20 protein-coding genes and 1 pseudogene are annotated in these 24,642 nt (G+C 71.5%); 5 read left to right on the forward strand and 16 right to left on the reverse strand.

The genetic code is table 11. The features are described from left to right. The 6 genes and pseudogenes from ABD211_RS16810 to ABD211_RS16835 all read right to left on the reverse strand — a co-directional run. Positions 1–522 (reverse strand): annotated as a pseudogene (locus ABD211_RS16810) (hypothetical protein); the annotation flags it as partial. Next, a complete protein-coding gene (locus ABD211_RS16815; RefSeq protein WP_344132167.1) occupies positions 519–1,196 on the reverse strand; it encodes a response regulator in 678 nt (225 codons plus the stop codon). The pseudogene ABD211_RS16810 and the gene ABD211_RS16815, both read right to left, overlap by 4 nt. A 190-nt stretch (positions 1,197–1,386) precedes the next feature. Beyond that, positions 1,387–2,052, reverse strand: coding sequence for a DUF7144 family membrane protein (locus tag ABD211_RS16820; protein WP_425560434.1), 666 nt, complete (start codon positions 2,050–2,052; stop codon positions 1,387–1,389). Between the two features lie 80 nt (positions 2,053–2,132). Then, positions 2,133–3,020, reverse strand: coding sequence for an LLM class flavin-dependent oxidoreductase (locus ABD211_RS16825; protein ID WP_344132172.1), 888 nt, complete (start codon positions 3,018–3,020; stop codon positions 2,133–2,135). Between the two features lie 20 nt (positions 3,021–3,040). Beyond that, a complete protein-coding gene (locus tag ABD211_RS16830) occupies positions 3,041–3,874 on the reverse strand; it encodes a hypothetical protein (RefSeq protein ID WP_344132175.1) in 834 nt (277 codons plus the stop codon). A 73-nt stretch (positions 3,875–3,947) separates the two neighbouring features. Continuing rightward, on the reverse strand, positions 3,948–5,225 hold the full coding sequence (locus ABD211_RS16835) for a DUF4032 domain-containing protein (RefSeq protein ID WP_344132178.1): 1,278 nt from the start codon (positions 5,223–5,225) through the stop codon (positions 3,948–3,950). Positions 5,226–5,355: 130 nt separating this feature from the next. Between ABD211_RS16835 and ABD211_RS16840 the strand changes: the two genes are divergently transcribed. Together ABD211_RS16840 and ABD211_RS16845 are read left to right on the forward strand one after the other, a co-directional pair. Then, positions 5,356–6,156, forward strand: a complete 801-nt coding sequence (locus ABD211_RS16840) for a DUF1295 domain-containing protein (protein ID WP_344132181.1) — start codon at positions 5,356–5,358, stop codon at positions 6,154–6,156. 59 nt (positions 6,157–6,215) lie between these two features. Beyond that, positions 6,216–6,545: a hypothetical protein gene (locus ABD211_RS16845; RefSeq protein WP_344132184.1), complete on the forward strand. Its 330-nt coding sequence runs from the start codon at positions 6,216–6,218 to the stop codon at positions 6,543–6,545. 74 nt (positions 6,546–6,619) lie between these two features. Here the strand turns inward: ABD211_RS16845 and ABD211_RS16850 are convergent, their stop codons facing one another. Together ABD211_RS16850 and ABD211_RS16855 are read right to left on the reverse strand one after the other, a co-directional pair. Next, positions 6,620–8,071 (reverse strand): cellulase family glycosylhydrolase, encoded by a 1,452-nt coding sequence (locus ABD211_RS16850; RefSeq protein WP_344132187.1) that lies wholly within the window; start codon positions 8,069–8,071, stop codon positions 6,620–6,622. Between the two features lie 177 nt (positions 8,072–8,248). Then, positions 8,249–8,641, reverse strand: a complete 393-nt coding sequence (locus ABD211_RS16855; protein WP_344132190.1) for an MmcQ/YjbR family DNA-binding protein — start codon at positions 8,639–8,641, stop codon at positions 8,249–8,251. A gap of 43 nt (positions 8,642–8,684) precedes the next feature. Between ABD211_RS16855 and ABD211_RS16860 the strand changes: the two genes are divergently transcribed. Beyond that, entirely contained in the window at positions 8,685–9,470 is a 786-nt protein-coding gene (locus ABD211_RS16860) for an arginase family protein (RefSeq protein WP_344132193.1), read from the forward strand. Positions 9,471–10,086: 616 nt separating this feature from the next. Here the strand turns inward: ABD211_RS16860 and ABD211_RS16865 are convergent. Then, positions 10,087–11,742, reverse strand: a complete 1,656-nt coding sequence (locus tag ABD211_RS16865; RefSeq protein ID WP_344132196.1) for a glycosyl hydrolase family 18 protein — start codon at positions 11,740–11,742, stop codon at positions 10,087–10,089. 414 nt (positions 11,743–12,156) lie between these two features. Here ABD211_RS16865 and ABD211_RS16870 point away from each other — a divergent pair, with 414 nt between their 5' ends. Both ABD211_RS16870 and ABD211_RS16875 read left to right on the forward strand, forming a co-directional pair. Continuing rightward, positions 12,157–13,050, forward strand: coding sequence for a sulfite exporter TauE/SafE family protein (locus ABD211_RS16870; RefSeq protein WP_344132199.1), 894 nt, complete (start codon positions 12,157–12,159; stop codon positions 13,048–13,050). Positions 13,051–13,076: 26 nt separating this feature from the next. Then, positions 13,077–14,765: a serine/threonine-protein kinase gene (locus ABD211_RS16875; protein ID WP_344132202.1), complete on the forward strand. Its 1,689-nt coding sequence runs from the start codon at positions 13,077–13,079 to the stop codon at positions 14,763–14,765. Between the two features lie 213 nt (positions 14,766–14,978). Here the strand turns inward: ABD211_RS16875 and ABD211_RS16880 are convergent, their stop codons facing one another. The 7 genes from ABD211_RS16880 to ABD211_RS16910 all read right to left on the reverse strand — a co-directional run bounded on the left by ABD211_RS16880 (position 14,979) and on the right by ABD211_RS16910 (position 24,641). After that, on the reverse strand, positions 14,979–15,542 hold the full coding sequence (locus ABD211_RS16880; RefSeq protein ID WP_344132205.1) for a DUF1877 family protein: 564 nt from the start codon (positions 15,540–15,542) through the stop codon (positions 14,979–14,981). Next, positions 15,512–18,622, reverse strand: a complete 3,111-nt coding sequence (locus tag ABD211_RS16885) for a 2Fe-2S iron-sulfur cluster-binding protein (protein ID WP_344132207.1) — start codon at positions 18,620–18,622, stop codon at positions 15,512–15,514. The genes ABD211_RS16880 and ABD211_RS16885 overlap by 31 nt, the downstream gene beginning before the upstream one ends. Further along, complete coding sequence (locus ABD211_RS16890) at positions 18,619–18,861, reverse strand: sarcosine oxidase subunit delta (protein ID WP_344132209.1); 243 nt, start codon at positions 18,859–18,861, stop codon at positions 18,619–18,621. The genes ABD211_RS16885 and ABD211_RS16890 overlap by 4 nt, the downstream gene beginning before the upstream one ends. Positions 18,862–18,873: 12 nt before the next feature. Then, positions 18,874–20,076: a sarcosine oxidase subunit beta family protein gene (locus ABD211_RS16895; RefSeq protein ID WP_344132211.1), complete on the reverse strand. Its 1,203-nt coding sequence runs from the start codon at positions 20,074–20,076 to the stop codon at positions 18,874–18,876. Next, positions 20,073–22,526 (reverse strand): GcvT family protein, encoded by a 2,454-nt coding sequence (locus ABD211_RS16900; RefSeq protein WP_344132214.1) that lies wholly within the window; start codon positions 22,524–22,526, stop codon positions 20,073–20,075. Before ABD211_RS16900 ends, ABD211_RS16895 begins: the two co-directional genes overlap by 4 nt. Positions 22,527–23,072: 546 nt before the next feature. After that, entirely contained in the window at positions 23,073–23,603 is a 531-nt protein-coding gene (locus tag ABD211_RS16905; RefSeq protein WP_344132216.1) for a DUF1707 SHOCT-like domain-containing protein, read from the reverse strand. A gap of 105 nt (positions 23,604–23,708) precedes the next feature. Next, entirely contained in the window at positions 23,709–24,641 is a 933-nt protein-coding gene (locus ABD211_RS16910) for an ABC transporter substrate-binding protein (protein ID WP_344132349.1), read from the reverse strand. Position 24,642 lies beyond the last annotated feature (1 nt).

Here is a 24,642-nt window from a genome sequence, read left to right on the forward strand (position 1 = left end):
CTGCGCCCGGGCGCGTTCCTCGGCGCGTCGCCGCCGGGCGGCCGCCCAGCCGGCGGCCAGGCCGGCCCCCAGCGGCCCGGCGACCACCGTCGTCAGGGTGACCCAGGGCTGGCCGGCGAGCCCGACGACCCAGCAGAGCAGCAGTTGGGCCGACCACGCGAACGTCGCCCAGATGCCCAGCTGGGTGCCGGCGAACGCCGCGGCGCCGCCGACCAGCACCATGGCCAGCGCGGCCGCGCCGCCCGGCGCCGCGGACCCGTACGCCGCCACGGCGAGCGCGAGCGCGGTGTCCACCACGACGACGAACGCCGGCGGTCGGGTCCAGGCCGGCCAGCGGGGCGCCCAGCCGGCCAGCACGGCTGAGCCGGTGCTCGCCACGGTGCCGAGCAGGGCGGCCATGGTGAGCCGCTGGTCCCCGGGCCGGGCGAGGGCGACGGTCACGGCGACGGCGGCGACGGCGGCCGCCAGCAGCGCGAGCGTCAGCTGCCCGGCGTGCACGCGGGTCGCGGCGGCAGGGCTCACGGGTGGCGCACGGCGGTAGGTTCACCCCGCCAGATCGCGATGGCCTCCGACCGGTTGCCCGCGCCGAGCTTGGCGAAGATCCGGTTGACGTGGTTCTGCACGGTCTTCGGCGCCAGGAACAGGCGCATCGCCACCGAGGCGTTCGACATGCCCTGCGCGATGAGGTCCATGACCTCCCGCTCGCGCCGGGACAGCCCGTACTGGTGCGTGTGGGGCGGCTCCTGAGCGGCGCCGGTGCGCACCGCGTGGATGAGCACCCGGGCGGCGGTGGGGGACAGGTGCGCCTCGCCGCTGGCGACCGCGCGCACGGCCGTGACCAGCTCGGCCGGGTTGAACTGCCCGTGCACCAGATAGCCGAGGGCGCCGGCCCGCACGGCCTGCAGGACCACGTCCTCCTCGGCGCTGCGGGTGAGCATGAGGACGCGGGTGTGCCCGGTCAGCGCGACCACGACAGAGAGCCCGTCGCGCAGCGGCATGCGGTGGTCGAGGAGGGTGACGTCGGGCCGCAGCGCGTCGGCGAGCTCCAGCGCCTCGACGCCGTTGGCCGCCTCGCCGACCACCGAGATGTGCCCACCGTCGCTCAGCAGGTCGCGCAGGACCGCGCGGACGACCGGGTTGTCGTCGGCGAGCAGGACCGTGATGGGCTGGTGGCGGGGCGGCGGGTGGACGGTCACGGATGTCACCGTAGGTCGCGCGCGCCGTCAGCGGTAGACGACCCGTGACCGCTCGCTGAACGCCCGGGCGTTTGCCCAGGTGAGAGGCCTTGTCTCCGGGGATTGTCCCGAAAAACTTCGACAGTCGGGATAAGGAACGGCGACGTCGCGGCCCGTGTGCGGCGGGCCGCGACGTCGCCTCGCGGCTGTCCTACTGCGACGGGGTCGGCGGCCGCGGCGGGGCCATGCCCGCCATGCCCTGCTGGGCGGCCTCCGTCTCGGGCGTGCCGGTCGGCTCCGCCATGCCCTTGCTCGGCATCGTGTCGTACGTCGGGGTGGGCGGCGGGTTGCCCGGCCACCGGGTGCCCGCCATGGCCTCCTGGGGCGCCCCGGCCATGGGCGGCGCCATGGGCGCCGCCATCGGCATGCCGGCGGACGCCGACGGGGCCATCTCGTCGCCCCAGACCGGGGTCCGGTCACGGCTGCCGACCGCGGCCAGCGACCAGATCACGAAGACGTCCATGGCGATGATGACCAGGGACCAGATCGGGTAGTACGGCAGGAAGAAGAAGTTGGCGACGGCCGAGAGGCCGGCGATCGCGATGCCGACCCACCGAGCCCACGTCGCCTGGGTGAACAGGAAGAAACCCGTGATCGCGGCGATGGCGCCGATGCCGAGGTGGACCCAGCCCCACGCCGTGGTGTCGATCGAGTACACGTAGTTGGGGGCCACGATGAAGAACTGGCCCTTCGCGATCGCCGCGATGCCCATGAAGACCTGGTAGAGACCCATGATCATCAACATCGTCGCGGCGAAGACGAGACCGCCTTCCGCCCACGCGCGTGAGGTGGATGAGCGGCCCGAGCTGTGCGCCATTGCCTGCCCCTTTCGGTGGGTGTCCGGCGTGTCACATCGCCCTTAGGCTGATTTGATGTGGTAAATCGGACGCTACACCGTCAGGGCACGTCTGATGGCAACTTCGCCAGGACAGTCCCGGCGATCTCATCCAGCACCGCCTCGTCCCCCGCGTACCAGCTGCTCTCCCGCGGCCAGTGCGTGGCCACGTCGGTGAAGCCCAGCTCGGCGGCGCGCCCGACGGCGTCCGCGAAGAACCCGGCCCCGCTCAGCGAGAACACCGGCGCCGCGTCGAGGGACAGGTGCCGCTCCACCGAGGCCGGATCCCGGCCCGCCGCCGCCACCGCGTCGGCGAACCGGTCGGCGGCCTCGTCCACCGACCGCCACCACTCCTCGAGGTTGTCGGTCCTCGTTCCGGTGGTCACCCAGCCCTGGCCGAAGCGGGCCGCGAGCGCCATGCCGCGCGGCCCGTTCGCCGCGACCACGAACGGCACGCGCGGCCGCTGGACGCAGCCCGGCGTGGCCCGCGCGTCGACGGCCGAGTAGAAGGCGCCCGACCAGGTCACCCGCTCCTCGCGCAGCAGCAGGTCGAGCAGCGTCACGAACTCGCCGAACCGGTCGGCGCGCTGCCGCGGGGTGAGCGGGGCCGCGCCGAGCACCAGCTCGTCGAAGCCCGCGCCGCCCGAGCCCAGGCCCAGCACGAGCCGCCCGTCGCTGATGTCGTCCAGCGCCGTCACCTCGCGCGCGAACGCCACCGGATGCCGGAAGTTGGCGCTGGCCACGAACGTGCCGAGCCTTATCCGGCCGGTCACGCCGGCCGCCGCCGTCAGCGTCGGCACCGCGTCGAACCACGGCCCGTCAACGAGATCGCGCCAGCCCAGGTGGTCGTACGTCCACGCGGTGTGGAACCCGTACTGCTCGGCCCGGCGCCAGCGCTGCGCTGCCACGGACCACGGCTGGTCCGGCAAGATGATGATCCCGACGCGCACGCCTTCAGCGTACGGGCTCCTCAGGCGCGCAGCGCGGCGCGCAGATAGTCGGCGACCTGGTCGGCGTCGACGGTGCCGCAATGGCACCAGTCCACGAAGAGCAGGTCGAACGCGCGCATCACGCTGGTGATCCCGGCCGCGACGCTGTCGAGCAGACCGAGTGTGGCCCGGTCGTCCGGGTGCAGCGCCAGGGTGGTCACGGTCTCGTTGTCGGTGACGCCGTACATGGCGATCGGGCCGAGGCCCAGCGCGAACGAGCCGGCGACGCCGCCGGGCGTGTCCCGGAACCCGACGCCCCGGTAGACGTGCTGGATGTCGGGGAGCAGCCGGCGCAACTGGCGGCCGGGCAGCGCGGGGGAGAGCGGCTCGGTGATGCGTTCGCGCAGGTGGATGCTGCCGAAGCCGCGCAGGATGCCGTCCGGACCCGAGATGCCGTGCCCGTCGTAGATCCGCTTGATGGCCTCGAAGTCGGCCATGACCGCGTTGGCCTGCGTGCCCGAGATCAGTTCGACCTGACGCCAGTCGTCCTCGTGCAGCTCCAGCAGCTCGCCGCTGGGCGCGTTGGGCAGCATCGGTGGCAACGGGTCGCAGATGGTGGGCAGCGAGTAGCGGATCTGCTCGCTGTTGATGGCCCCGAGGCGGCGCACGGTCAGCACGAGGTGCCGGCGCGCCAGATACTCCTCGGACGAGACCGGGTCGGCGCCCTCGACCTGCCAGGCGGCGTCGTCGAAGTCGACGGTGGTGCGGGGGGCGAAGCTGGGCGGGAGGGTGGTGGCCGGCATCTCGCTGCGGCCGATCGTCTGGCCGGTCTCGGCGTCAACGAACTCCACCGTCACGGTCGGTGCATCGGACATCTCCGTACGGTAGCCCGGTGCGCCCGGTCGCCCGGCTCGCGACGCGCACGCCCACCCCGATGGGGGACGGGCGTCAGCTGGGCACGTCGGGTGGACTGCCCTCCGGCGTCGCGAGGGCCAGCTCGGGGTCGACCACCTCGGTCAGTTCGGCCGGCACCTTGGGCAGGATGTTGTCGAAATAGGACTTCGACGCGACCCGGGTGCCGACGTCGCGGCCCGCGGACTCGGACAGGAACCACCGGTGGGTGAGGATCTCGTAGAAGATCTCCGCCGGTGCAAGTCGCCCGCGCAGGTGGCCGGGGATGGCGTTGATCACCGGTTGGTACTCCCCGGCGAGCCAGCGCTGGGCGGCCTCGGCCTCGGACACCGGCCGCCCTTCCTTCTTCTGCAGGTGGCCCCGGAAGCTCGCCATGTCGTTGAGCAGGGCGCGGGCCTGGTTCTCCTCGGCGACGATGCCGACCTTGCCGTAGAGCAGCCACCGCTCGTGCCCCGGCTCGCCGACCCGGGTGCGGATGCGCAGCCGCACCTTGTCGTCGTCCTGGGTGAGCAGCTCGACCTCCTCGGCGTCGAAGCCGAGCTCGTTGAGGCGGCGCAGCCGCTCGCCGATGCGGTAGCGCTGCTCCTCCGGGCGGAACACCTCGTCGTGGGTGATCTCCTCCCAGAGCTTGGCGTACCGGATGCCGACCTCCTCGGCCACCTCGATCGGGTCGATGCCCTCGGGCAGCAGCCCGCCGGCCTCCAGGTCGAACAGCTCGCCGCCGACGCGCTCGAACGCCCGGGTCAGGTCGTCCTCGCGCTGCCCGGCGGACAGCGACGAGTGCAGTTCGGCGGTCTCGGTATCGACGAGGTACGCCTTGAGCGTGCCGGCGTCCTGGCGGAACAGCGTGTTGGACAGCGAGCAGTCGCCCCAGTAGAAGCCCGCGAGGTGCAGCCGCACGAGCAGCTCGACCAGCGCGTCGAGCAGCCGGCCGGTGGGCGCGACGCCGCGCGGGTGCGAGAACAACGCGCGGTACGAGGACGAGAAGTCGAGGAACTCGGTAACTAAAATCGCGTCGAGGTCTGTATTACCAGAGCCCCGGTCCACGACCACGCCGAGCACCTTGACGGCCGGGATCTCCATCTCGTCGAGCTCGCGCAGGAGCTTGAACTCGCGTCGGGCGAGTCGCTCGTCGATCTCCTTGAGCGCGTACACCCGGCCGTTGTCGACGACGAAGCGGACGATGTGCCGGGAGATGCCCCGCTGGGCGATCTCGACGATGCGGTCGTCGTCCCACTCCTCCAGCGGTTCGCGCCAGGGCAGGGTCAGCAGGCCGGTCGCGATCTCCGCCGGAGGGGTGAAAACGAAGCGCACGACACAGAAGATAAGGGCAGGCACCCGAGATGGCGACCCGCGTCCGCCGTACGTGATCTTCGTATCACGCGGGCCCGGATCGTCCGAGCGGCCGATCGGCCCACGATCATTTCGGGTCTACCGTCTCGCTATGGGAGCCGTGGGCTGGATCTTCGTGGGTACGTGCGCGGCCACGTGGCTGCTGTCGGTGCTGACCCGGGAGTACTCGTGGGTCGACCGGATCTGGTCGGTGATCCCCGTGGTCTACGTGGCGGTTTTCGCGGGTTCGGCCGGCTTCGCCGACGCGCGGCTCAATGTCATGCTGGCGCTCGTCGCGCTGTGGGGCGCCCGGCTGACGTTCAACTTCGCCCGCAAGGGCGGGTACGCGCCGGGCGGCGAGGACTACCGTTGGGCGATCCTGCGGGAGCGCCTGACGGGCTGGCGGTTCCAGCTGTTCAACCTGTTCTTCATCACGATCTACCAGAACCTGATCCTGCTGCTCATCACGCTGCCGGCGTGGACGGCGCTGCAGCATCGGGCCCGGTTCTCGGCGCTCGATGTCGTGGTCGCCGGCGCGTTCCTCGCCTGCCTCGTCGGCGAGACGGTCGCCGACCAGCAGCAGTGGGACTTCCACCAGTGGAAGAAGCGGCAGGCGGACCCGTCACCGCGGTTCCTCACGACCGGCCTGTTCCGGTTCTCGCGGCACCCGAACTTCCTGTTCGAGCAGGCGCAGTGGTGGCTCGTCTTCGCCTTCGGCGCGGTCGCCGCCGGCTCGCTCCTGCAGCCGACCGTCCTCGGGGCGGCGCTGCTCACCCTGCTGTTCCTCGGCTCGACCCGGTTCACCGAGAGCATTACCCGCTCCCGCTACCCCGAGTACGCCGCCTACCAGGCCGCGACGCCGGCGCTCCTGCCGCGCCCGTGGCGGCCGAGGCGCGCGACCGTCCACAGTTGACAAACTTTCGGGTCCGCTCCAAGAATGGTCGATCATCGATCAACACGGGGAGCGTTCGCATGCGCGTTCGAAGAGTCATCACCCAGGTCGGCATCGCCGCGGCGGTCGCCGCTGCCGCCGTGATCGCCACGCCCACGGCCGCGTCCGCCGCGCCGACCGGGTGCTATTCCGAGGTCTACCAGTGGGTCAAGGGCGGGTTCGGCTGGGCTACCTGCTTGTCTGGCACCGGCTACTACCAGGTCCGGATCACCTGCAAGTACGCCCCGGACAACCCGTACTCGTACCACTACTTCGGGACGTGGCAGTGGCCCAGCAGCGGGCGGGCGTCCAGCAAGGCGTGCCCGAGCGACATGTACATCATGTCCGCGACGACCATCAAGGCCGGCTGACCGACAGGTCGGTTACCGCGGAAGGGCGGGCCCGCGACGATCGCGGGCCCGCCCTTCGCGTGTGGCGATTAGCGTCAGGCCGCCGTGCAGCTCGCGGTCGGGGCCGTGTTGCTGCCGGTCCAGGAGCCGATGAAGCCGAACTCCGTGGAGCCGCCGGCGCCGAGGCTGCCGTTCCAGGCCGCGTTCTTCGCGGTGACGGTCGCCCCACTGGTCGTGATCGTCGAGCTCCACGACTGGGTGACCGTCTGGCCGTTCGCGAACGTCCAGGTGACGGTCCAGCCGGAGATCGCCGAGCTACCGGCGGTGACCTTCACGTTGCCCTGGAAGCCGCCCGGCCACGAACCCACGATCGAGTACGTCGCGGTGCAGGACTTCGTCCCGGTCGGCCCGCTGGTCGGCGGGCGGGTGGTCACGACGGACGACGTCGGCGGGCGGCTGGAGACCACGGCCGAGGTCGGCGGGCGGGAGGTCACGACCGCCGAGGTCGGCGGGCGGGTCGTGGCGCCCCGGGTGGTCACGACGGCCGACGTCGGCTGCACGCCGCCGTAGATCGTGGCCTCCTTGGCGGTGGCCTTGATGCCGTTGGTGCCGTTGAAGAGGCGGTTGCCCCACGACGTGAACGTGGTGCTGAAGTTCGTCACCATGTCCAGGTACTCGACGCCGCCGCCGTTGCCGCTCCAGGACCAGCCCAGGTAGCCGAGGCCCAGCGCCTGGGTGGTGGAGAGGATGGCGTCCTCGTCGGGGTTGCCGTCGGAATGCATGTCGCCGAACTCGCCGACCGCGATCGGCAGGCCCGCCGAGACGAACCGGTTGAGGTAGTCGCTCACCTCGGCGGCCGTGTCGAACACGCCGTACATGTGGATGGAGAAGAGCAGGTTCTTCTGCGTGTCCGCGTTCCACACGGTGGAGGCGTTGTCGCGCATGGTGAAGGACCAGTCCTGGCCCCAGTTCGGCGCGTCGATCATGATCGTGTGCTGGAAGCCGGCGTTGCGCAGCCGCTGCACGGCGGTGACGTTGTCGGAGGCCCAGGTGCCGTAGCCCTGGTTGCCGTACGGCTCGTTGCCGATGTTCAGGATGACGTAGTTCTCCTGGCCGGTCAGCGCGCTCTGCACGCTGATCCAGTAGTCGACCGCCTGCGACAGCGTCGCCGCGCCGCTCTGCTCGCCGTAGCCCGTGGTGTCGTGCACCTCGAGGATGCAGATGAGCTTGTTGGCCTTGCACTGCGAGATGACGTTGGCCACGTCGGAGGTGTCGTTCTTGGTCCAGCGCTGGCCGCTGGCGAGCACGACGCGCACGGAGTTCGCGCCCGCGGCCTTGATGTTGGCCAGCGACGTGGCGGTCTGGCTCTGGTACCAGGTGTGGGCGTGGTTGACACCGCGCATGATGAACGGCGTGCCGTTGGCCTCAACGAGCTTGCCGCCGCTGATGCGCAGGCCGACGGCGGCCTGGGCGGGCCACGCGGTGACCACGATGGAGGCGGCGAGGGCGAGACCCGCCACAGCCGCGAGTGCGAGACGTTTCTTCATGGAGTACCTCGGAGGTTTTGCCCTGCTAGGGACGACGAAAGTTGGCCGCTTTCAGGCATGCACCGGCTCCCGGGTGATGCTGGGCATCAGAGTAGATAAATGTCGAGCGGTCTGCAAAACCGGTTAAGTGACATGCGCGCGGGCCTGCGGCTGCGTCCCGGCCCGGCGTGAAAGCTTCTATTGGGAGCGGCTGTCGAGATAAGTCCGGGAAAGCCGCCTAGGTGCCTGTGTCACCCAGGCTTCGACCAGCAGCTCCTCCAGCGCCGTCGCGTCGATGACCTCGAGCCGCACCAGCACCGCCGGGTACCCGTTGAAGTGCGGGGTGGTGAAGAAGACGTCCGGCTCGCTCGCGAGCAGCGCCTCCTTCTCGACCATCGGCACCCGCGCGCAGAGGATCGCGCCCGTCGGCGCGGCCTCGCCGAGCGCCGCCAGGTCGCTCTTACGCAGCGGCCGCTCCCACGCGAACCCCTTGCCCCGCACCGACCAGGCCGGCAACCCGTCGCGGCTCGCGGTCTCCTCTGCCTCCGGCAGCGCCGACGCCAGCGCGCGCACCTCGTCCCACGTCGCCATAACTCCCACCCTATTGCGGCGCGCCCCGCCTAGGCTCGTCCGCGTGACGCTCCTCGTGCCGTACCACCAGGATGATTTTCTCCCCGACCTCGACGCCGCGCTGCCTCCCGCAACCCCGACCACGACGGTGACCGCGACACTGCCGGACGACGTCCGCGGTTGGTCGCGGCTCGCGCCCCTCTACCGCGCCGTCGCCGACGCCGTCCATTCCGGGGTACGTCCGGACGCGCCTCTTTCGGTCGTGTCGGGCTGCTGCGGCGTGAGCCTCGGTGTCCTCGCCGGCCTGCAGCGCGCGGGCGTCGACGCGGGCGTCGTGTGGTTCGACGCGCACGGCGACGTGCAGACGATGGAGACCAGCACGTCCGGTTACCTCGGCGGGATGCCGCTGCGGGTGATGGTGGGCTACCGCCCCGAGCTGATCGCGTCGTCGCTGGGCCTGCGCGCCGTTCCCGAGTCGCGCGCCGTGCTCGTCGACGCCCGCGACCTGGACCCGCCGGAGGCGGAGTACCTGCGCGCCGCCGCCATCGCCGTCTCCACAGTGGAATCGCTGGCGGCGGCCGCGCTGCCGGACGGACCGCTGCTGCTGCACGTCGACTGCGACGTGATCCGGGCCGAGGAACTGCCCGGCCTGCGCTTCCCGGTGCCCGGCGGGCCGTCGGCGGCCTCCTTGCTGGCCGCCGTGGGGCGGGTGCTCGACACGGGCCGGGTTGCGGCGCTCGACATCGCGTGCACCTGGGACCCCTCGGCTCCCGACCCGACCGGCGCCGGCCCACGCCTCCTCGCCGACCTGCTCACCCGGGCGGCAGACGCCCGACCCCCGTCGCCGTAAACCGCCCGCCGCATCCGCCCCGCGTCGCACCGCCGAAGGATCCCTTGTCGGCCGGCGCGCGTGGCGACAACGCCAACGACGACCCCTCGGCGGGGAGATGCGCTGCGACCTTTGCCAAAAGCGACCCATTGGTGGGGTGAGAGCGCTACTGCCCCCACGCGAGGCACCGCTTAAGGGCAATGTGCCGCCCCGCCCCGCCATATGTTCACACTTGGCAGCCCTGGCGACTCGGACGTCGCCATATGTGCACGTTTGGCGGGCTTACGGGTGTGCCGTCCCGCCAGAAGCTCACTTTTGGTGAGGTCCGAGTGCTGCGTCTCCGCCAGAAGCTCACAGTTGGTGACGCTGGTCGGCGATCGGGCCGCCAACTGTGCACACCTGGTGGGCAGGCTCGGAGGCAGTCCGCCAAGTGTGCACATGCGGGGGGTGGGCCGTGGTGGTGGCCCGTGCTCGGTGCACATGTCGTGGGCGGGTCCGTCCGGAGGGCCGATGTCGCGGCGGTGGGTCGTCGCCGGGCGTCGCATGTGCACATGTGGCGAGGGGCGGCGTGACGGGTGTGCAAAAGGCAGTGGGGGAGCCGACCACCGGTCGACTCCCCCACGGGGTGCGATGCGGGTCAGCCTAGGCCGGAGCGCATCGCGGTGATCAGCTCACCGTTGGTGGTGTCGCCCGACAGTTCCCAGAAGAAGGCGCCGCCGAGGCTCTGGTTCTTGGAGTACGTCATCTTTCCGGTGATGGTGGACGGGGTGTCGTAGCTCCACCACTGTCCGCCGCAGAAGGCGTACGCCGTGCCCGCGATCGTGCCCGTGCTCGGGCAGCGGGTCTTGAGGACCTTGTAGTCCTCGGTGCCGGGCTCGTAGGTGCCGGGCGCCGGGCCGGTCGCCGTGCCGCCGGGGGTCGCCTGGGTGACGCCCGTCCAGCCCTTGCCGTAGAACCCGATGCCGAGCAGGAGCTTGGCCGAGGGGATGCCCTTCGACTTGAGCTTCTGGATCGCGTTGTCGGCGTAGAACCCGGCCTGCGGGATGCCGGCGTACGACGTCAGCGGCGAGTGCGGCGCCGTCGGGCCCTGCGCCGCCCACGGACCGAAGTAGTCGTACGTCATGACGTTGTACCAGTCGACGTACTGCGCCGCGCCCGCGTAGTCGGCCGCGTCGATCTTGCCGCCGCTCGTGCCGTCGGCCGTGATGGCCGCCGTCACCAGGTTGTTCGAGCCGAACCGGGCGCGCAGCGCCGACATCAGGGTCCTGAACGACGCGAAGCCGCTGGCGTCACAGCTCAGGCCGCACGCGTTCGGGTACTCCCAGTCGATGTCGATGCCGTCGAACACGTCCGCCCAGCGCGGGTCCTCGACCAGGTTGTAGCAGGAGTTCGCGAACGCGGTCGGGTTCGCCGCCGCCTGCGCGAAGCCGCCGGACCAGGTCCAGCCGCCGAACGACCAAAGGATCTTGATGTTCGGGTACAGCTTCTTGAGCTTGCGCAGCTGCCCGAAGCTGCCGCGCAGCGCGCCGGCGTCCCAGGTGTCGGCGACGCCGTCGACGCTGTCCGCCGCCGTGTACGCCTTGTCGTAGTCCGCGTACGAGTCGCCGATCGCGCACGCCCCGCCTGTGACGTTGCCGAAGGCGTAGTTGATATGCGTGAGCTTGGCCGCCGAGCCGCTCGTCACGATGTTCTTGACGTGGTAGTTGCGCTGGTAGACGCCCCACTCCACGAAGTAGCCGAGGACCTTCTTTCCGCCGCCCGTTCCCGTGGTGGGGACCGTGGTCGTCGGAACGGCGGTCGTCGGAACGCTGCTGGTCGGCGGCCTGGTGCTCGTCGGAGGGGCCGACGTGGCCGCGCGGGTCGTGGTCGGCACGCTGCTGGTCGGCGTGGTGCCGCCGCCGCACGCGCCGCCGTTGATGGTGCAGTTCTGCGGCGCCCTGTACGCGCCGGTGGCGATGTAGCCCCAGCTGAAGGAGGCGCCGGGCGCGAGGGGACCCGCCCAGCTCTTCTTCGTGGCCGTGTAACGGGTGCCGCTGCTGGTGACGTCCGCGTCCCAGAAGCTGGAGATGGTGGTGCCGGACGGCAGGTCGAAGGCGATCTGCCAGGTGTTGACGGTGGCGTCGGATCCGTTGGTGACGGTCACCTTGACCTCGTGACCGGTGCCCCAGTCCGACGAGGCGGTGAACGTGGCGGTGACGCTGCCCGCCGCGAGCGCGTTGACGGCCGGAATCATCGCGACCGCCAGGACCGCTGCCGCGCCGGCGATCATCGCGCGGCGCACGGAACGTCTCATGAACCCTCCCCTTACAGTTAGGAAAGTTTCCAAACAGTTCTAGGGAGGACCGTCCCACAGCCATGGAGCGCGGTCAAGATGTGAATCCCTCTATTCTCTGAGCGCGCCCTGGCGGCGCAGCTCGAGGGCCGGGCCACGGCAGTGCGAAGACCAACCAGTACGCCGGGTTTGCGAGCGTGCCTCTGTCATGGCGCGGTCCCTCCACTATGTCCGGTTCTCCGCCGGGCGTTACCGGAAGACGGCCTGGGCTCGCTGGGCGATCTTGTGCGCGAGCACATCCTATGGGCCGTTATCGCCCCCAAGATCTGCCGACGTCCGGATTTTCAGTGCCGGGCGTCCCGTGAGCTGGGAATTCTCTACTGACTCGCCCTGGTAAGTGGACAACCCGCGGCCGCATTAATCACACTTCCGGGTGTGGACCTGCTGTTGACGCTCGCCGGGTTCGGCGTGGGCCTGGTGGTCGGCCTGACCGGCATGGGTGGTGGGGCGCTGATGACGCCGCTGCTCGTGCTGGCGTTCGGCGTGCCGCCGCTCGCGGCCGTCTCCAGCGACCTCGTCGCGAGCGCCGTCATGAAGCCGTTCGGCGGCTGGGTGCACGCCCGCCGGGGCACCGTGAACTGGGAGCTCGTCCGCTGGCTGTGCCTCGGCAGCGTGCCCGCCGCCTTCCTCGGCGTGCTGCTCACCCGGGTGCTGCCGAGCGACGCGTCCGTGCAGGACGCGATCAAGTACGCCCTCGGCGCGGCCCTGGTGCTCGCCGCGTTCGGTCTCGTCGCCAAGGCGTACTCGGGCCGGCGCAGGTCTGCAACCAAGGTCAGCGGGCCGATCGTGGTCCGGCCGCTGCCGACCGCGCTGCTCGGCGCGGGCGGCGGGCTCATCGTCGGGCTGACCTCGGTCGGCTCGGGCTCGTTGATCATCGTGATCCTGCTGGCGCTCTACCCCGCGCTGCGGCCCAACGACCTGGTCGGCACGGACCTCGTGCAGGCGGTGCCGCTCGTCGCGGCCGCCGCGCTCGGCCACACCTTCTTCGGCGACCTCCACCTGGACCTGGCCGCCGCGATCCTGGTCGGCTCGGTGCCCGGCGTGCTGCTGGGCGCCCGCCTCTCGTCCCGCGCCCCCGCCGGCCTGGTCCGGTCGGCGCTGGTCGTCGTGCTGCTGAGCAGCGCGCTGAAGATGTTCGGCGCGCCCAACGCGCTCGTGCTCATCGTGGCGACCGTGGCGGTCACGGCGGCGGTCGTGGTGGGGGTCCGCGGTCGCGCGGCCGCGCGGGCGACCGAGGCGCCGGAACTCGTGCCGGCCGACGTTCGTTGATTTGCTCCCGCGGGCAATAATGCCTCGTGGATGTCCTCGGGGGTCGGTACCGCCTGCTTGATCTGATCGGCACGGGCGGCATGGCGGTGGTGTGGCGGGCGCACGACGACGTGCTGGGCCGGCCGGTCGCCGTCAAGATCCTTTCCCCCAATCTCGCCAAGGACGCCAGCTTCCGCCAGCGCATCCAGCGCGAGGCGCGGGCCGCCGCGCGGCTCGCCCACCCGCACATCAGCGTGGTGCACGACTACGGCGAGTGGACCGACGTGGACGGCGCGGTGCGCCCGTACGTCGTCATGGAATTGATTGACGGTCCGTCGCTGAGCGACGCGTTGAGCGCCGGGCAGCTGCCGTGGTACCGGGCGGCCGCCATCTGCGCGCAGGTCGCCGAGGGCCTCTCCGCCGCCCACGCGCGCGGCCTCGTGCACCACGACATCAAGCCCGCCAACATCGTGCTCTCCACGACCGGCCCGAAGATCGTGGACTTCGGCATCTCGGCCATCGTCGGCGAGCAGGACGAGGAGGGCGCGGTCTTCGGCACGCCCGGCTTCGTCGCGCCCGAACGCATCTCCGGCCACGCGATCGAACCGGCCGCCGACGTGTACGCCCTGGGTTTGACCCTCTACCGGTGCATCGCGGGCAAGGCGCCGTGGCCGGCCACGACGGCGGAGTCACTGCTGTTCGCCCACGCGCACACGCCGCCCGCGCCGCTGCCCACCCACGACGCCGCCGGCACCGACGCGGAGATCCCCGCCGAGCTGATCGACATCTGCGACCGGTGCCTGGCCAAGGACCCGGCGGCGCGGCCCACGGCCGGCGAGCTGGCCGAGGTCCTCGGCGCGCTGCCCGTACCCGAGGCCGCCACCCGCCGCCGTCCGGCCGTCCGGCCGGCGCGGATCACCGGCGACAACGCGCTCAACGTGACATCGTTCCTGCCCGGGGCGAACGACCCGACCGGCCTCGTCGCCCCGCCGCCGCGTCGCCGGGGGCTGCGCCCCGTGCTGGCGGGCTTCCTCGTCTCTGCGCTGGCCGCCGGGGTGGCCTTCGCCGTGTGGGCCAGCGCCGACCGGGCGGCCAAGGGGAAAGTCGCCGATCCGCCCGCGTCGCCCACCGGCCCGGCGCTGGCCTGCACGGCCACGTACTGGGTGCGCAGCGACAACGGCACCCGGTTCAGCGGCGACATGATGATCGCCAACGACGGCGCGACGCCGATCGAGGGCGACTGGAACGTCACCTTCCGGTACCCGGGCAGCCAGCGCGTCGAGCGTCTGGGCGGCCTCAAGCTGTCCACGCTCCGATCCACCGCGGCGCCCACGCCGAGCGCGGCGGTCGGGTGGGGGCAGGAGGGGCAGACCGTGTCGGTGTTCCCGGCCCGGCTCAGCACCAAGGCCCACAGGATCGAGCCGCAGAAGCAGGTCACGCTCGCCTTCGAGGGCAGCTACGCCGAGCGCAACCCGATGCCGAGCGTCTTCACCGTCAACGGCGTCGCGTGCCAGCCCGTCCTCGTCGGTCCGGTGGACGAGCCGCCGCCCACCCGGCCGGACTCGGGCGACGGCCCGGTGACCACCACCGCCCCGCCGACCGCCGGCCCCACCGTGGCCCCGACGGCCGGCGAGCCGTCCGGCGAGCCGACCCAGACAGGCGGGCCGGACCCGGGGGAGACGCCCAACAATCCGCCCGCCTCCGAGCAGCAACCGCCCACCCAGGCCGCCGACTGACGGCATGAGCGTGATCGGCGAGGTCTGGCAGCTGCGTCGCGGCGACGAGGTGCTGGGCGCCATCACGGTGACGGACGCCGACTTCCCGTGCCTCGACGATGACGCTGGCGGCACCGTCAGGCCCGGTCGCCGAGTTCCTGCTGCACATCGACGGGCCGGAAGCGTGGTTCCGCTGGAACTAACGTCCTCCCGCCGCAACTCGTCAAGGGACCGTCAGCCAAGGTCAGTCACTATCGCGTCGCCGGATTGCGCGGCAGCAGCGAAGAAGCGCCGCACCCTGTCGCCGAAGACTCGGATAACGTCGAGGTAGGCGACAACCTCGTAATCTTTGGCCGGATAGCCGCCCAAAGCCACGAGCGCAGCGGTGCCCTCGGCATCCAATGTGGCGAGCAGTCCGTCGAATGGCCGGGTTGACATCCACTCCGCAACGTTCGCGGTGTTCGCGGGGGTCAGATATGTTGGCGGGCTCATGCTCCGCTGTTCGTCCTCGCCGAAGTATTCCCAGAACGAGTCGATCGGCTTTTCGCGCGGCCAGAGATGGTCAACGCCGCAATGCACTGCGACGGGCATACCAGCCGCACGTAGCACGACGTCGATTTCCTCCCACCATTTGTCCACGCCGAGGACGCGCGCCTCCTCCGGCGATGGTCGATCCCCGGCCTGTGCGTAGTAGTCGTTACGCAGTTCCCCGAACCGGCGCTTGGCGTAGTCCGGGTCACCCAGTGCCTGGTGCAGCTCGGCCGGAGCTAGTCGCGTGTACCTCCGACGCGTTCCCATGGCTGGCCACCATACCCAGCGGCCGCGTCGATGAGCCACGCGGCCGTGTACCGGGCGAACGACGGACGCACCAGCATGCGGTAATCGTCGGTGGCCGGGTGCCAGAGGAGCGTCGGGGCTCGGGCGATTACCGTCTGGGCGCAGGAGCCGACCGGGAATGCGGTCGGGTGCAGGTCGAGGGCGCAACCGAAAGCGAAAAGCTGGCGGGCCAGTGGGCCGGTCACCGCGATCGCGACGCGCGCCTCCGAAACGTCCACCACCGAGTACGCCCCTGCGGGCGGCCAGGTCGACGGGTCCGAGGGCGCGCTCTCGGGCGTACTCACCAGGAGGGTTTCGTCAGGGCCCAGCCAGAGGGCCGTGTGGGTGGCGGTGACGTGCGCGGTGCTGGGCGGCATCCAGGCCGGGGCGCGGACGTTGAGCTGGGCGAACAGCGGCAGCTCGGTGAGGTGCACGCCGTCGCCGGCGAAGGCCGCGAGCGGGCGCCGGGCGGCATCCGATGCGGACAACGCGACGGGCTCGGCTCGGTCGCCGTCACGGCGGGTGTTGTCTGGGTCGTGGAGGACCGGGCTGACCACCGTCACCGGGACGGTTCGCAGCTTGGGGCCGTCGAGCAGGGTCGCTGCCAGCGTCTCGCCGTGGCGGTGCCTACCTGAGGTAAGCAGAGCAAGCGCGAACGTGCGCCCCAGCGTCTCGCTATGGTAGCTCGACGTCACGTGCCCGACCGGGACACCGTCGGTAACGAGGTGCGACCCCTCGGGCAGCCGGATGGATGGATCCAACGGCAGGATGCCGACGAGATGCTTGCGGCCGGCGCGGGACGTGTCCGGGCGCGCCAGCGAGCGCTTGCCGATGAAATCGGGCTTCGTCCTCGACACGGCCCAGCTCAGGCCCAGGTCGTGCGGCGTGACGGTGCCGTCGGTGTCCTGGCCGATGATGGGGTAGCCCTTCTCGGCGCGCAGCACGTGCATCGTCTCGGTGCCGTAGGGGGTCGCGCCCGTGCCGATCAAGGCGCCCCACAGGGCGGGCCCGCGTGACCACGGCACGTTGATCTCGTACGCCAGCTCGCCGGAGAAGCTGATCCGGCACACCCGTGCCGGCATGCCGGCAACGACCGCGTCCTGCCAGCGCATGAACGGCAGGTCGTGGCACCCGGCGGGCAGGAGCGAACGGGCCCGCGGGCCGACGACCGCGACGGTCGCCCACTGCTCGGTGACCGACGTGCACCACACGCGCAGGTCGGGCCACTCCGTCTGGAGCCACTCCTCCATCCAGTCGAGCACCCGGGCCGCGTTGCCGGTCGTCGTCGTGACCAGGAAGCGGTCATCGGCGAGCCGCGCGACGGTGCCGTCGTCGAACACCATCCCGTCGAGGCCGCACATGACCCCGTAGCGGATCGCGCCGACCGGCAACGAGCTGATCACGTTGGTGTAGACGCGGTCCAGGAACACGCCCGCGTCCGGGCCGACGACCTCGATCTTGCCGAGCGTCGAGGCGTCCATGATGGCCACGCCGCCGCGCGCCGCCCGGCACTCCCGGTCCACCGCCTCGTCCATCGACTCGCCGCCGCGAGGGTAGTAGCGGGCCCGCCGCCACTGGCCCACGTTCTCGAAGACCGCCCCGAGCGCCACGTGCGCGTCGTGCAGCGACGTCTCCCGTACCGGGTCGAACAGCGCGCCCCGGTCGCGCCCCGCGAGCGCCGCGAACAGCACCGGCACGTAGGGCGGGCGGAAGGTGGTCAGTTCCATCCCGGTGCCGAGACCGGCCGCGACCGTCGAGGACGTCAGGAACCCGGACGTCTTGCCCTGGTCGTGCGCCGTCCCCGCCGTCGTGTAGCGCTTCACGTGCTCCACCGACCGCAGCCCCGCCCCGGTCGCCCGGGCCACGTCGGAGACCAGAACGTCCCGCTGCAGATCCACATACCCGCCCTGCGGCGCCGGCACGTGGCTCGGCGGCGGCAGCGGCGAGATGTACCCGACCGCCGCCCGGCAGCCGTCCGGCACCATCGCGCCGATCGCCGCGTCGTAGCGCAGCCGCCCGCCCGCCTGGCTGTAGAGCTGCAGCACCGGGCTGAACCCGCCGGCGACCAGCACCACGTCCGCGTCGTAGCGCCGGTCACGCACCGCGACGCCCTGCACCCGCGTGCCGCCGAAAACCTCAATCCGGGGGTACGCGTCGCGCGTGTCCACGGTCGCGGCGACCTCGACCCCGGCGGCGGCGAGGGTGGCGGCCGCCGCGTGCCCGGTGTCGTTCGTCGTCACCACGACGGCGCGGCGACCGACCAGGACCCCGTACCGGTGCAGGTAGGACACCGCGGCCGAGGCGAGCATGACGCCCGGCAGGTCGTTGCCCTCGAACGCGAGCGGGCGCTCGTGCCAGCCGGTGGCCAGCAGGATCCGCTTCGCCCGGATGCGCCACAGCCGCTGCCGCGTGCCGCCGGCGCCGGCCGGCAGGTGATCGGTGCGATGCTGGACCGCCGCCACGAACCCGTCGTCGTAGACGCCGAGGGCGGTGGTGCGGGACAGCAGGGTCACCTCCGGCGAGCTGGCGTGGGACCGCAGGACCGCCAGGTCGTCGGCGATCAGGTCGCGGGTCTCGAAGGCGGTGCCCAGGTCGAGCGCGGAACCGCCCAGCTCGGGGCGCTCGTCGACGAGGATCACCCGGGCGCCCTCGCGCGCCGCGTCGGCGGCCGCCGACAGGCCGACCGGGCCGGCACCGACGACCAGCACGTCGCAGTGCGCCCAGACGGCGTCGTAGCGGGCCCCGTCCGGGCCGCTGAGCCGGCCGCGCCCCGCGAGCGGCTCGGCGACCAGGCCGTCGACCAGCTCGACCGTGGTGGCCGTGCGCATCGGTTCGACGTAGGGGGCGTCGACCCGCACGAGGGCGGTCGGCTCCTCGCTGCCGGCCGTGAGGATGCCGCGCGGACGGCCGTGCGTCACCGACGTCGACACGTGGTGGATGCCGTTGGCCAGCAACGCCGAAGCGAGCGTGTCCCCGGCGTACCCCTCGAACGTGACGCCGTCGAAGGTGAAGCGCAGCGCCCGGGCGCGGTCGATGCGCCCGGCGGACAGATGCCGGCTCACGGGAGCATCTCGTTCGTCGACGTGTCGCGGCGCAACGTGAACCAGCGGCGGCAGCCGGCCGCGTGCGACCAGCGCTCCTCCCACGCGCCCTTCGGGTTGGCGCGCACGAACAGGAAGCGGCCCCACTCCTCGTCGCTCAGCGCGGCCGGGTCCGCCGGGTAGGCGACGCCCGCCTGGCCGCCGTAGTGGAACTCGGTCTCGTTGCGCGGCCCGCACCATGGGCACCGGATGAGCAGCACTCCGACTCCGTTTCAGTGCGCCACGGCGGCGGCGCCGTGCTCGTCGACGAGGGCCCCGGTGGTGAACCGCTCCAGCGCGAACGGCACCGCGAGCGGGTGCGGGCGGCCGTGCGCGATCGTGTCGGCGTAGACCCAGCCGATGCCGGGGGTGGCCTTGAAGCCGCCCGTACCCCAGCCGCAGTTGACGAGCAGGCCGTCGATGCCGGTCGGGCCGATGATCGGCGATGCGTCGGGGGAGACGTCCACGATGCCGCCCCAGGTGCGCAGCACGTGCGCGCCCGCGAAGACCGGGAACAGCTCCAGCGCGGCGGCCATCTGCGCCTCGATGACGTGCAGGCCGCCGCGCTGGGTGTACGAGTTGTACGCGTCGATGCCGGCACCCATGACGAGTTCGCCCTTGTGGGCCTGGCTGACGTACACGTGCACGGCGTTGGACATGACCACCGTGGGGTGGATCGGCTCCAGCAGCTCGGAGACCAGGGCCTGCAGCGGGTGGCTCTGCAGCGGCAAGGGCAGGCCGACCATGGCGGCGAGCACGCTAGTGTGCCCGGCCGCGGACAGGGCGACCGTCCCGGCGCGGATGTCGCCCCGGGTTGTGCTCACCCCCACGAGTCGGGTGCCGTCGCGCAGGAAGCCGGTGACCTCGCAGTTCTGGATCAGGTCGACGCCGAGCGCGTCCGCGCCCCGGGCGAAGCCCCACGCCACGTGGTCGTGCTTGGCGATGCCGGCGCGCGGCTGGTAGGTGGCGCCCAGCACGGGATAGCGCAGGCCCGGGTCCGTATTGACGATCGGACACAGCCGCGTGATCTCGTCCGGCGTGAGCCAGTCCGCGTCGATGCCGGCCAGGCGGTTGGCGTGCACCCGACGCACGCCGTCGCGCACGTCCTGCTCGGAGTGGGCCAGGTTGAGCACGCCCCGCTGGCTGAACAGCAGCGGGTACTCCAGCTCCTCCTCAAGGCCCTCCCACAGCTTGAGGGCGTGCTCGTAGATGCCGGCGCTGGCCTCCCACAGGTAGTTCGAGCGGATGATCGTCGTGTTGCGGGCCATGTTGCCGCCCGCGAGCCACCCCTTCTCGAGTACGGCCACGTCGGTGATGCCGTGGTTGCGGGCGAGATAGTAGGCGGTGGCCAGCCCGTGCCCGCCGGCACCGACGATGACGACCTCGTAGGTGCGTCGGGGGTCGGGGTTGCGCCACAGATGTGCCGGATGCGTCACGCGCGCAGCCTCGTCATCGCCGGGTCGAACAGCGGCGCGTTCGCGACCACCGCGTCGACGCGCTGGTCGAAGTAGCCGATCTGCACCTCGCGGCCCGGCACGGCGAGGGCCGCGGGCAACCAGGCGTACGCGATGCCCTTGCCGACCGTGTACCCGTAGCCGGCGCTGGTGACGTAGCCGACGCAGCCCGTCCCGTCGTACACCGGCTCCTTGCCCATGACCACGTCGACCGGGTCGTCGATGGTGAGGCAGGCCAGGCGCCGGCCGGGGCCCGCCGCGGCGCGCAGCAGGAGCGCCTCGCGGCCCACGAACTCGCGGCCGTCGGTCAGCTTCACGGCGAAGTCCAGCCCCGCCTCGAACGGGTCGTGCTCGTCGGTCATGTCGACCCCGTACGCCCGGTAGCCCTTCTCGAGGCGCAGGCTCGTGAAAGCGCCCCGGCCGGCCGCGATCGCGTCGTGACGCCGGCCCGCGTCCCAGAGCGCGTCCCACAGCGCCAGCCCGTGATCGGCGTCCGTGTACAGCTCGTAGCCGAGCTCGCCGACGTAGGACAGCCGCAGCGCGGTGACCGGCGCGGCGCCGATGTGGGCGCGGGCGCCCTGGAAGTAGCGCAGGTGGTCGAGTTCCCCGGTCAGGTCGCGGATCAGGTCGCGGGCGCGCGGGCCCCAGACGCCGACGCAGCAGGTCGCGCCGGTGATCTCGGTGACCCGCACCGGGGCGTCGATCGCGTCGGCGTGCCGGGTGAGCCAGTCGAGGTCCAGGTGCCCGTTGACGCCGACCTGGTAGTGGTCCTCGCCCAGTCGCGCGACGGTCACGTCGCTGCGGATGCGCCCGGCCGCGTCGAGCAGCAGGCAGTAGGTGACAGATCCGACGGAACGGTCCACGTTGCCGGTGGTGAGCCAGCGCAGGAGTGCCGTCGCCCCCGGCCCGGTGACCGCGACGCGGCGCAGCGGCGTCATGTCGTAGAACGCGACCGCCTCCCGGGTGTGGCGCGCCTCGGCGCCGACCATCGGCGACCAGTGCCGCGCGGCCCAGCTGTTCGGCGCGGTGACCTCGTAGCGGTCGAGCAGGCCGGCGTTCGCCTCGAACCAGTGCGGGCGCTCGTAGCCACCGGCCTCCAGGAAGTAGCCGCCGAGCGCCTGGTGGCGGGGGTAGAACGGGCTGGTGCGGATGGGCCGCAGCTCGACCATCGGGTCGAGCGGGTGCAGCACGTCGTACACCTCGATGTAGTTGCGTCTGTTCCTCGTCTCGACGTAGACGGGCCCGAGCTGGTAGGGCTCGAACCGGTTGACGTCGCACTCGTGCAGCGCGAACGACTCGCTGCGCCCCTCGACCAGCCACTCCGCGACGGCCTTCGCGACCCCCGCCGAGTGGGTGACCCACACGGCCTCGGCCACCCAGAACCCCGCCACGTCCCGCGCCTCGCCGAGCAGCGGCATCTGGTCGGGCGTGAACGAGAACAGGCCGTTGATGCCCTCTGCCACGGTCGCGTCCCGCAGCGCGGGGATGAGCTGTTGCGCGGCGGCCCAGCCGGGGGCGAAGTCGTCCGGGGTGAAGTCCAGCACCGACGGCATGACCTCGGCGTCCTCGACTGACCTGATCTCTTGGGCGGCGACCGGGAGCGGGTCGTGGCCGTAGTAGCCGACGCCGAGCCGGTCGAACCGCTCCCGCACGTACAGGTCCGCGCCCTGGTGCCGCAGGATGGGCCGGGTCGCTTCGCTCCCCTTATCGAGTACGCCCAACGGCGTCGACCACGCCAGCTGATGCGCGAGCGGTGTCAGGGGCAGGCTCACCCCCACCATGGCCGCGACGAGCGGCCCCCAGATGCCGGCCGCGCAGACGACGATGTCGGCGGGCAGCTCGCCCCGGTCGGTGACCACGGCGGTCACCCGGGGGCGCCCGTTGCCGTCCAGCTCGCTGTCGGTGGTGGTGCGGATGTCGAGCACCCGGTGCCGGTCCAGGACCTTGACGCCTCGTTGCCGGGCCCGGCTCAGTTGGGCGGCTACGGCGTCGACCGCGTGCACCAGCCCGTCGGACGGTACGAAGAGGCCGCCGAGGACTTCGTCCCGGTTGAGCAGGTCGTGCTTCCCGACGGTCTCCTGGGCGTCGAGCACGTGCGAGAGCAGGCCCCAGGAGGTGGCCCAGCCGTGCCGTCGGTGCAGCTCGGCGAGCCTTTCCTCGGTCGTGGCGACCTCAAGACTGCCGGTACGGGTGAAGCACGGCCGCCCTTCGTGCGTCAGGGCGCCCAGCTTCTCGACCGTGTAGCGGGCCAGCTTCGTCATCGCCTTCGCGCTGTTGACCTGGAACACCAGCCCGGGCGCGTGCGACGTGCTGCCACCGGGCCTGGGCAACGCGCCCTGGTCGACGACGGTAACGTCGGTCCAGCCGCGCACGGACAACTCGTCGGCCAGCGCCGCCCCGACCACCCCGGCGCCCACGATGACAACCTTCACCGGCCGCCCTCCCGCGCAGATGCGCTGTGAGCAACACGTCCGAATACCGCAACAAGCCTCCCGGCCGCGGGGTGGCCCTGTCAACGCCCCGCACGGGTAGCCCGGCGAACGTGCGCCCCTCATACCGCGTAACCCCAGGTCAACGCCGCGATGAGCGTGTGGCGAGCGCCCTTTGTCGTGGGTACCGTCACCGGGCCGGCCGCTCGGCGGGTGTCGGGTTGCTGAGCCCGCCACCGGCGCGAGACGGACCGGTCGCTATATGGGCGCTCTTGGCGAGGTGCGGGAGGCCTCGCCTCGCTAACTGTGCGCTTCTGGCGAGGTGCGGGACGGCCCGGGCCGCCAACTGTGCACAGTTGGCGGATCCGTGTGGGCGTGGGTCGCGACGTGTGCACAGTTGGCGACGCTGGAAGCGCGGGCCTCGCTACGTTCGCACCAGTTAGCGACGGTGGAGCGCGGGGCCTCGCCACGTGTGTGCACATCTGCCGTCGGGGCAGCCGCGTGCGGCCTGCCGGGTGTGCGCTGCGGCGGTGCGGCGGGAGGGGCCGGTCAGCGGTCGCGGCGGTCCTTGCGGGCGTCGCGGCGGGCGTCGCGGCGGGCCTCGCGGTAGGCGCGGCGCTGGTCCTCGGCGTGGTCCGGGTCGATGAAGCTGCGTAACGTGCGGGCCAGGCAGACGGCGCCCCACGGGCCGATCACCCAGATGGGCCAGAACGTGTTCCAGTAGAAGCCGCCGGCGGCGACCTGCGACGCGGCCCAGATGCCGGTGCAGATGACGGACGTGGCGAGCCACGGGCCCCACATGCCGGCCAGCCAGCGGCGCGGGCTGTCGTCGCCGGCGGCCACGGCCGGGTCGGCGGCCGTCGCGCGCGGCGCCAGTTGGGACTTCGCCTCCGGGGCCACCGACGGCAGGTCGTCGAGCAGGCCGTCCAGCTCGCCGTACGTCCTCGCGGCGTAGGCCTGCTGCAGGCGTTCGTCGTACTCGTGCAGGTTGAGGCGGCCTTCGTTGAGCGCCTCACGGAGGCGGTCGGCCACGGCCTGCCGGTCGACGTCGGCGGCCCGCATGTTCGCGCGTTCATCCACGACGATGAGGATGCCACCAACGGACGCGAATGACCGCCCGGAGGGCGACAGAAAACGGGCCGGCCGCAGAGAGCTGCGACCGGCCCGCGACGTGCGGTGGAGCGACTACTTCAGCCAGGCGGCGACCTTGTCGGGGTTCGCGTCCACCCACTTCTTGGCCGCGTCCTCGTAGCTCACCTTCTTCGAGATGTCGATGGCCACGGAGTTCTGGTCGTCGTTGGTCCAGGTGAAGTTCTTGATGAGGTTCACCGCGGGGCTGTCCGAGTCGGCGAACTTCTTGCTGACGATCTTGTCGAGGTCGTACGGCTGGTAGTCGCAGGCGACCTTCTTGGCGTCCGCGTCACAGCCCGGGGTGTACGGCGGCAGGTTCACGTGCTGCAGCGCCACCTCGGAGAGGAACCACTGCGGCTCGTAGAAGTAGCCGATCAGCCAGGTCTTCTCCGCCTCGGCCTTCTTGAACGCGGCGATGAGCGCGTCCTCGCTGCCGGCGTAGACGACCTTGAAGTTGAGGCCCAGGTTCTTCACGAGCGCCTCGTCGTTCGTCACGTACGACGGGTCACCGTCGAGCAGCTGACCCTTGCCGCCCGACTCGGAGGTCTTGAACTTGTCGGCGTACTTGTTGAGGTTCTTGTAGTCGAGGATGTCGGGGTGCTCCTTGGCCAGCCACGGCGGCACGTACCAGCCGATGATGCCCTTGTTGCCCGTCAGACCGCTCTCGACGGCGACCTTCTGCTGCTCGATGTACTTCTGCTTGAGGTCGTTGTGGCCCCAGTTCTCCAGGATGACGTCGACCTGGCCGTTCGCGAACCCCTGCCAGGACACCTCCTCCGTGAGCTCCTTGAGGGTGACCGTGCAGCCCAGCTTCGTCTTCGCGACGTACTGCACCACGGCCGCGTTCGCCTCGTAGCCGACCCAGGGGTTGACCGCGATCGTGAACGAGCCGCACGGGGCGGCGGCGGCCGTAGCCGGAGCCTCCGTCTGCTCGATCTTCTTGCCACAGCCGGCCAGTAGCAGGGTCGCAACGGCGACGCCTGCCATC

It is taken from the genome of Luedemannella flava (assembly GCF_039528515.1).
Taxonomy (GTDB): domain Bacteria; phylum Actinomycetota; class Actinomycetes; order Mycobacteriales; family Micromonosporaceae; genus Luedemannella; species Luedemannella flava.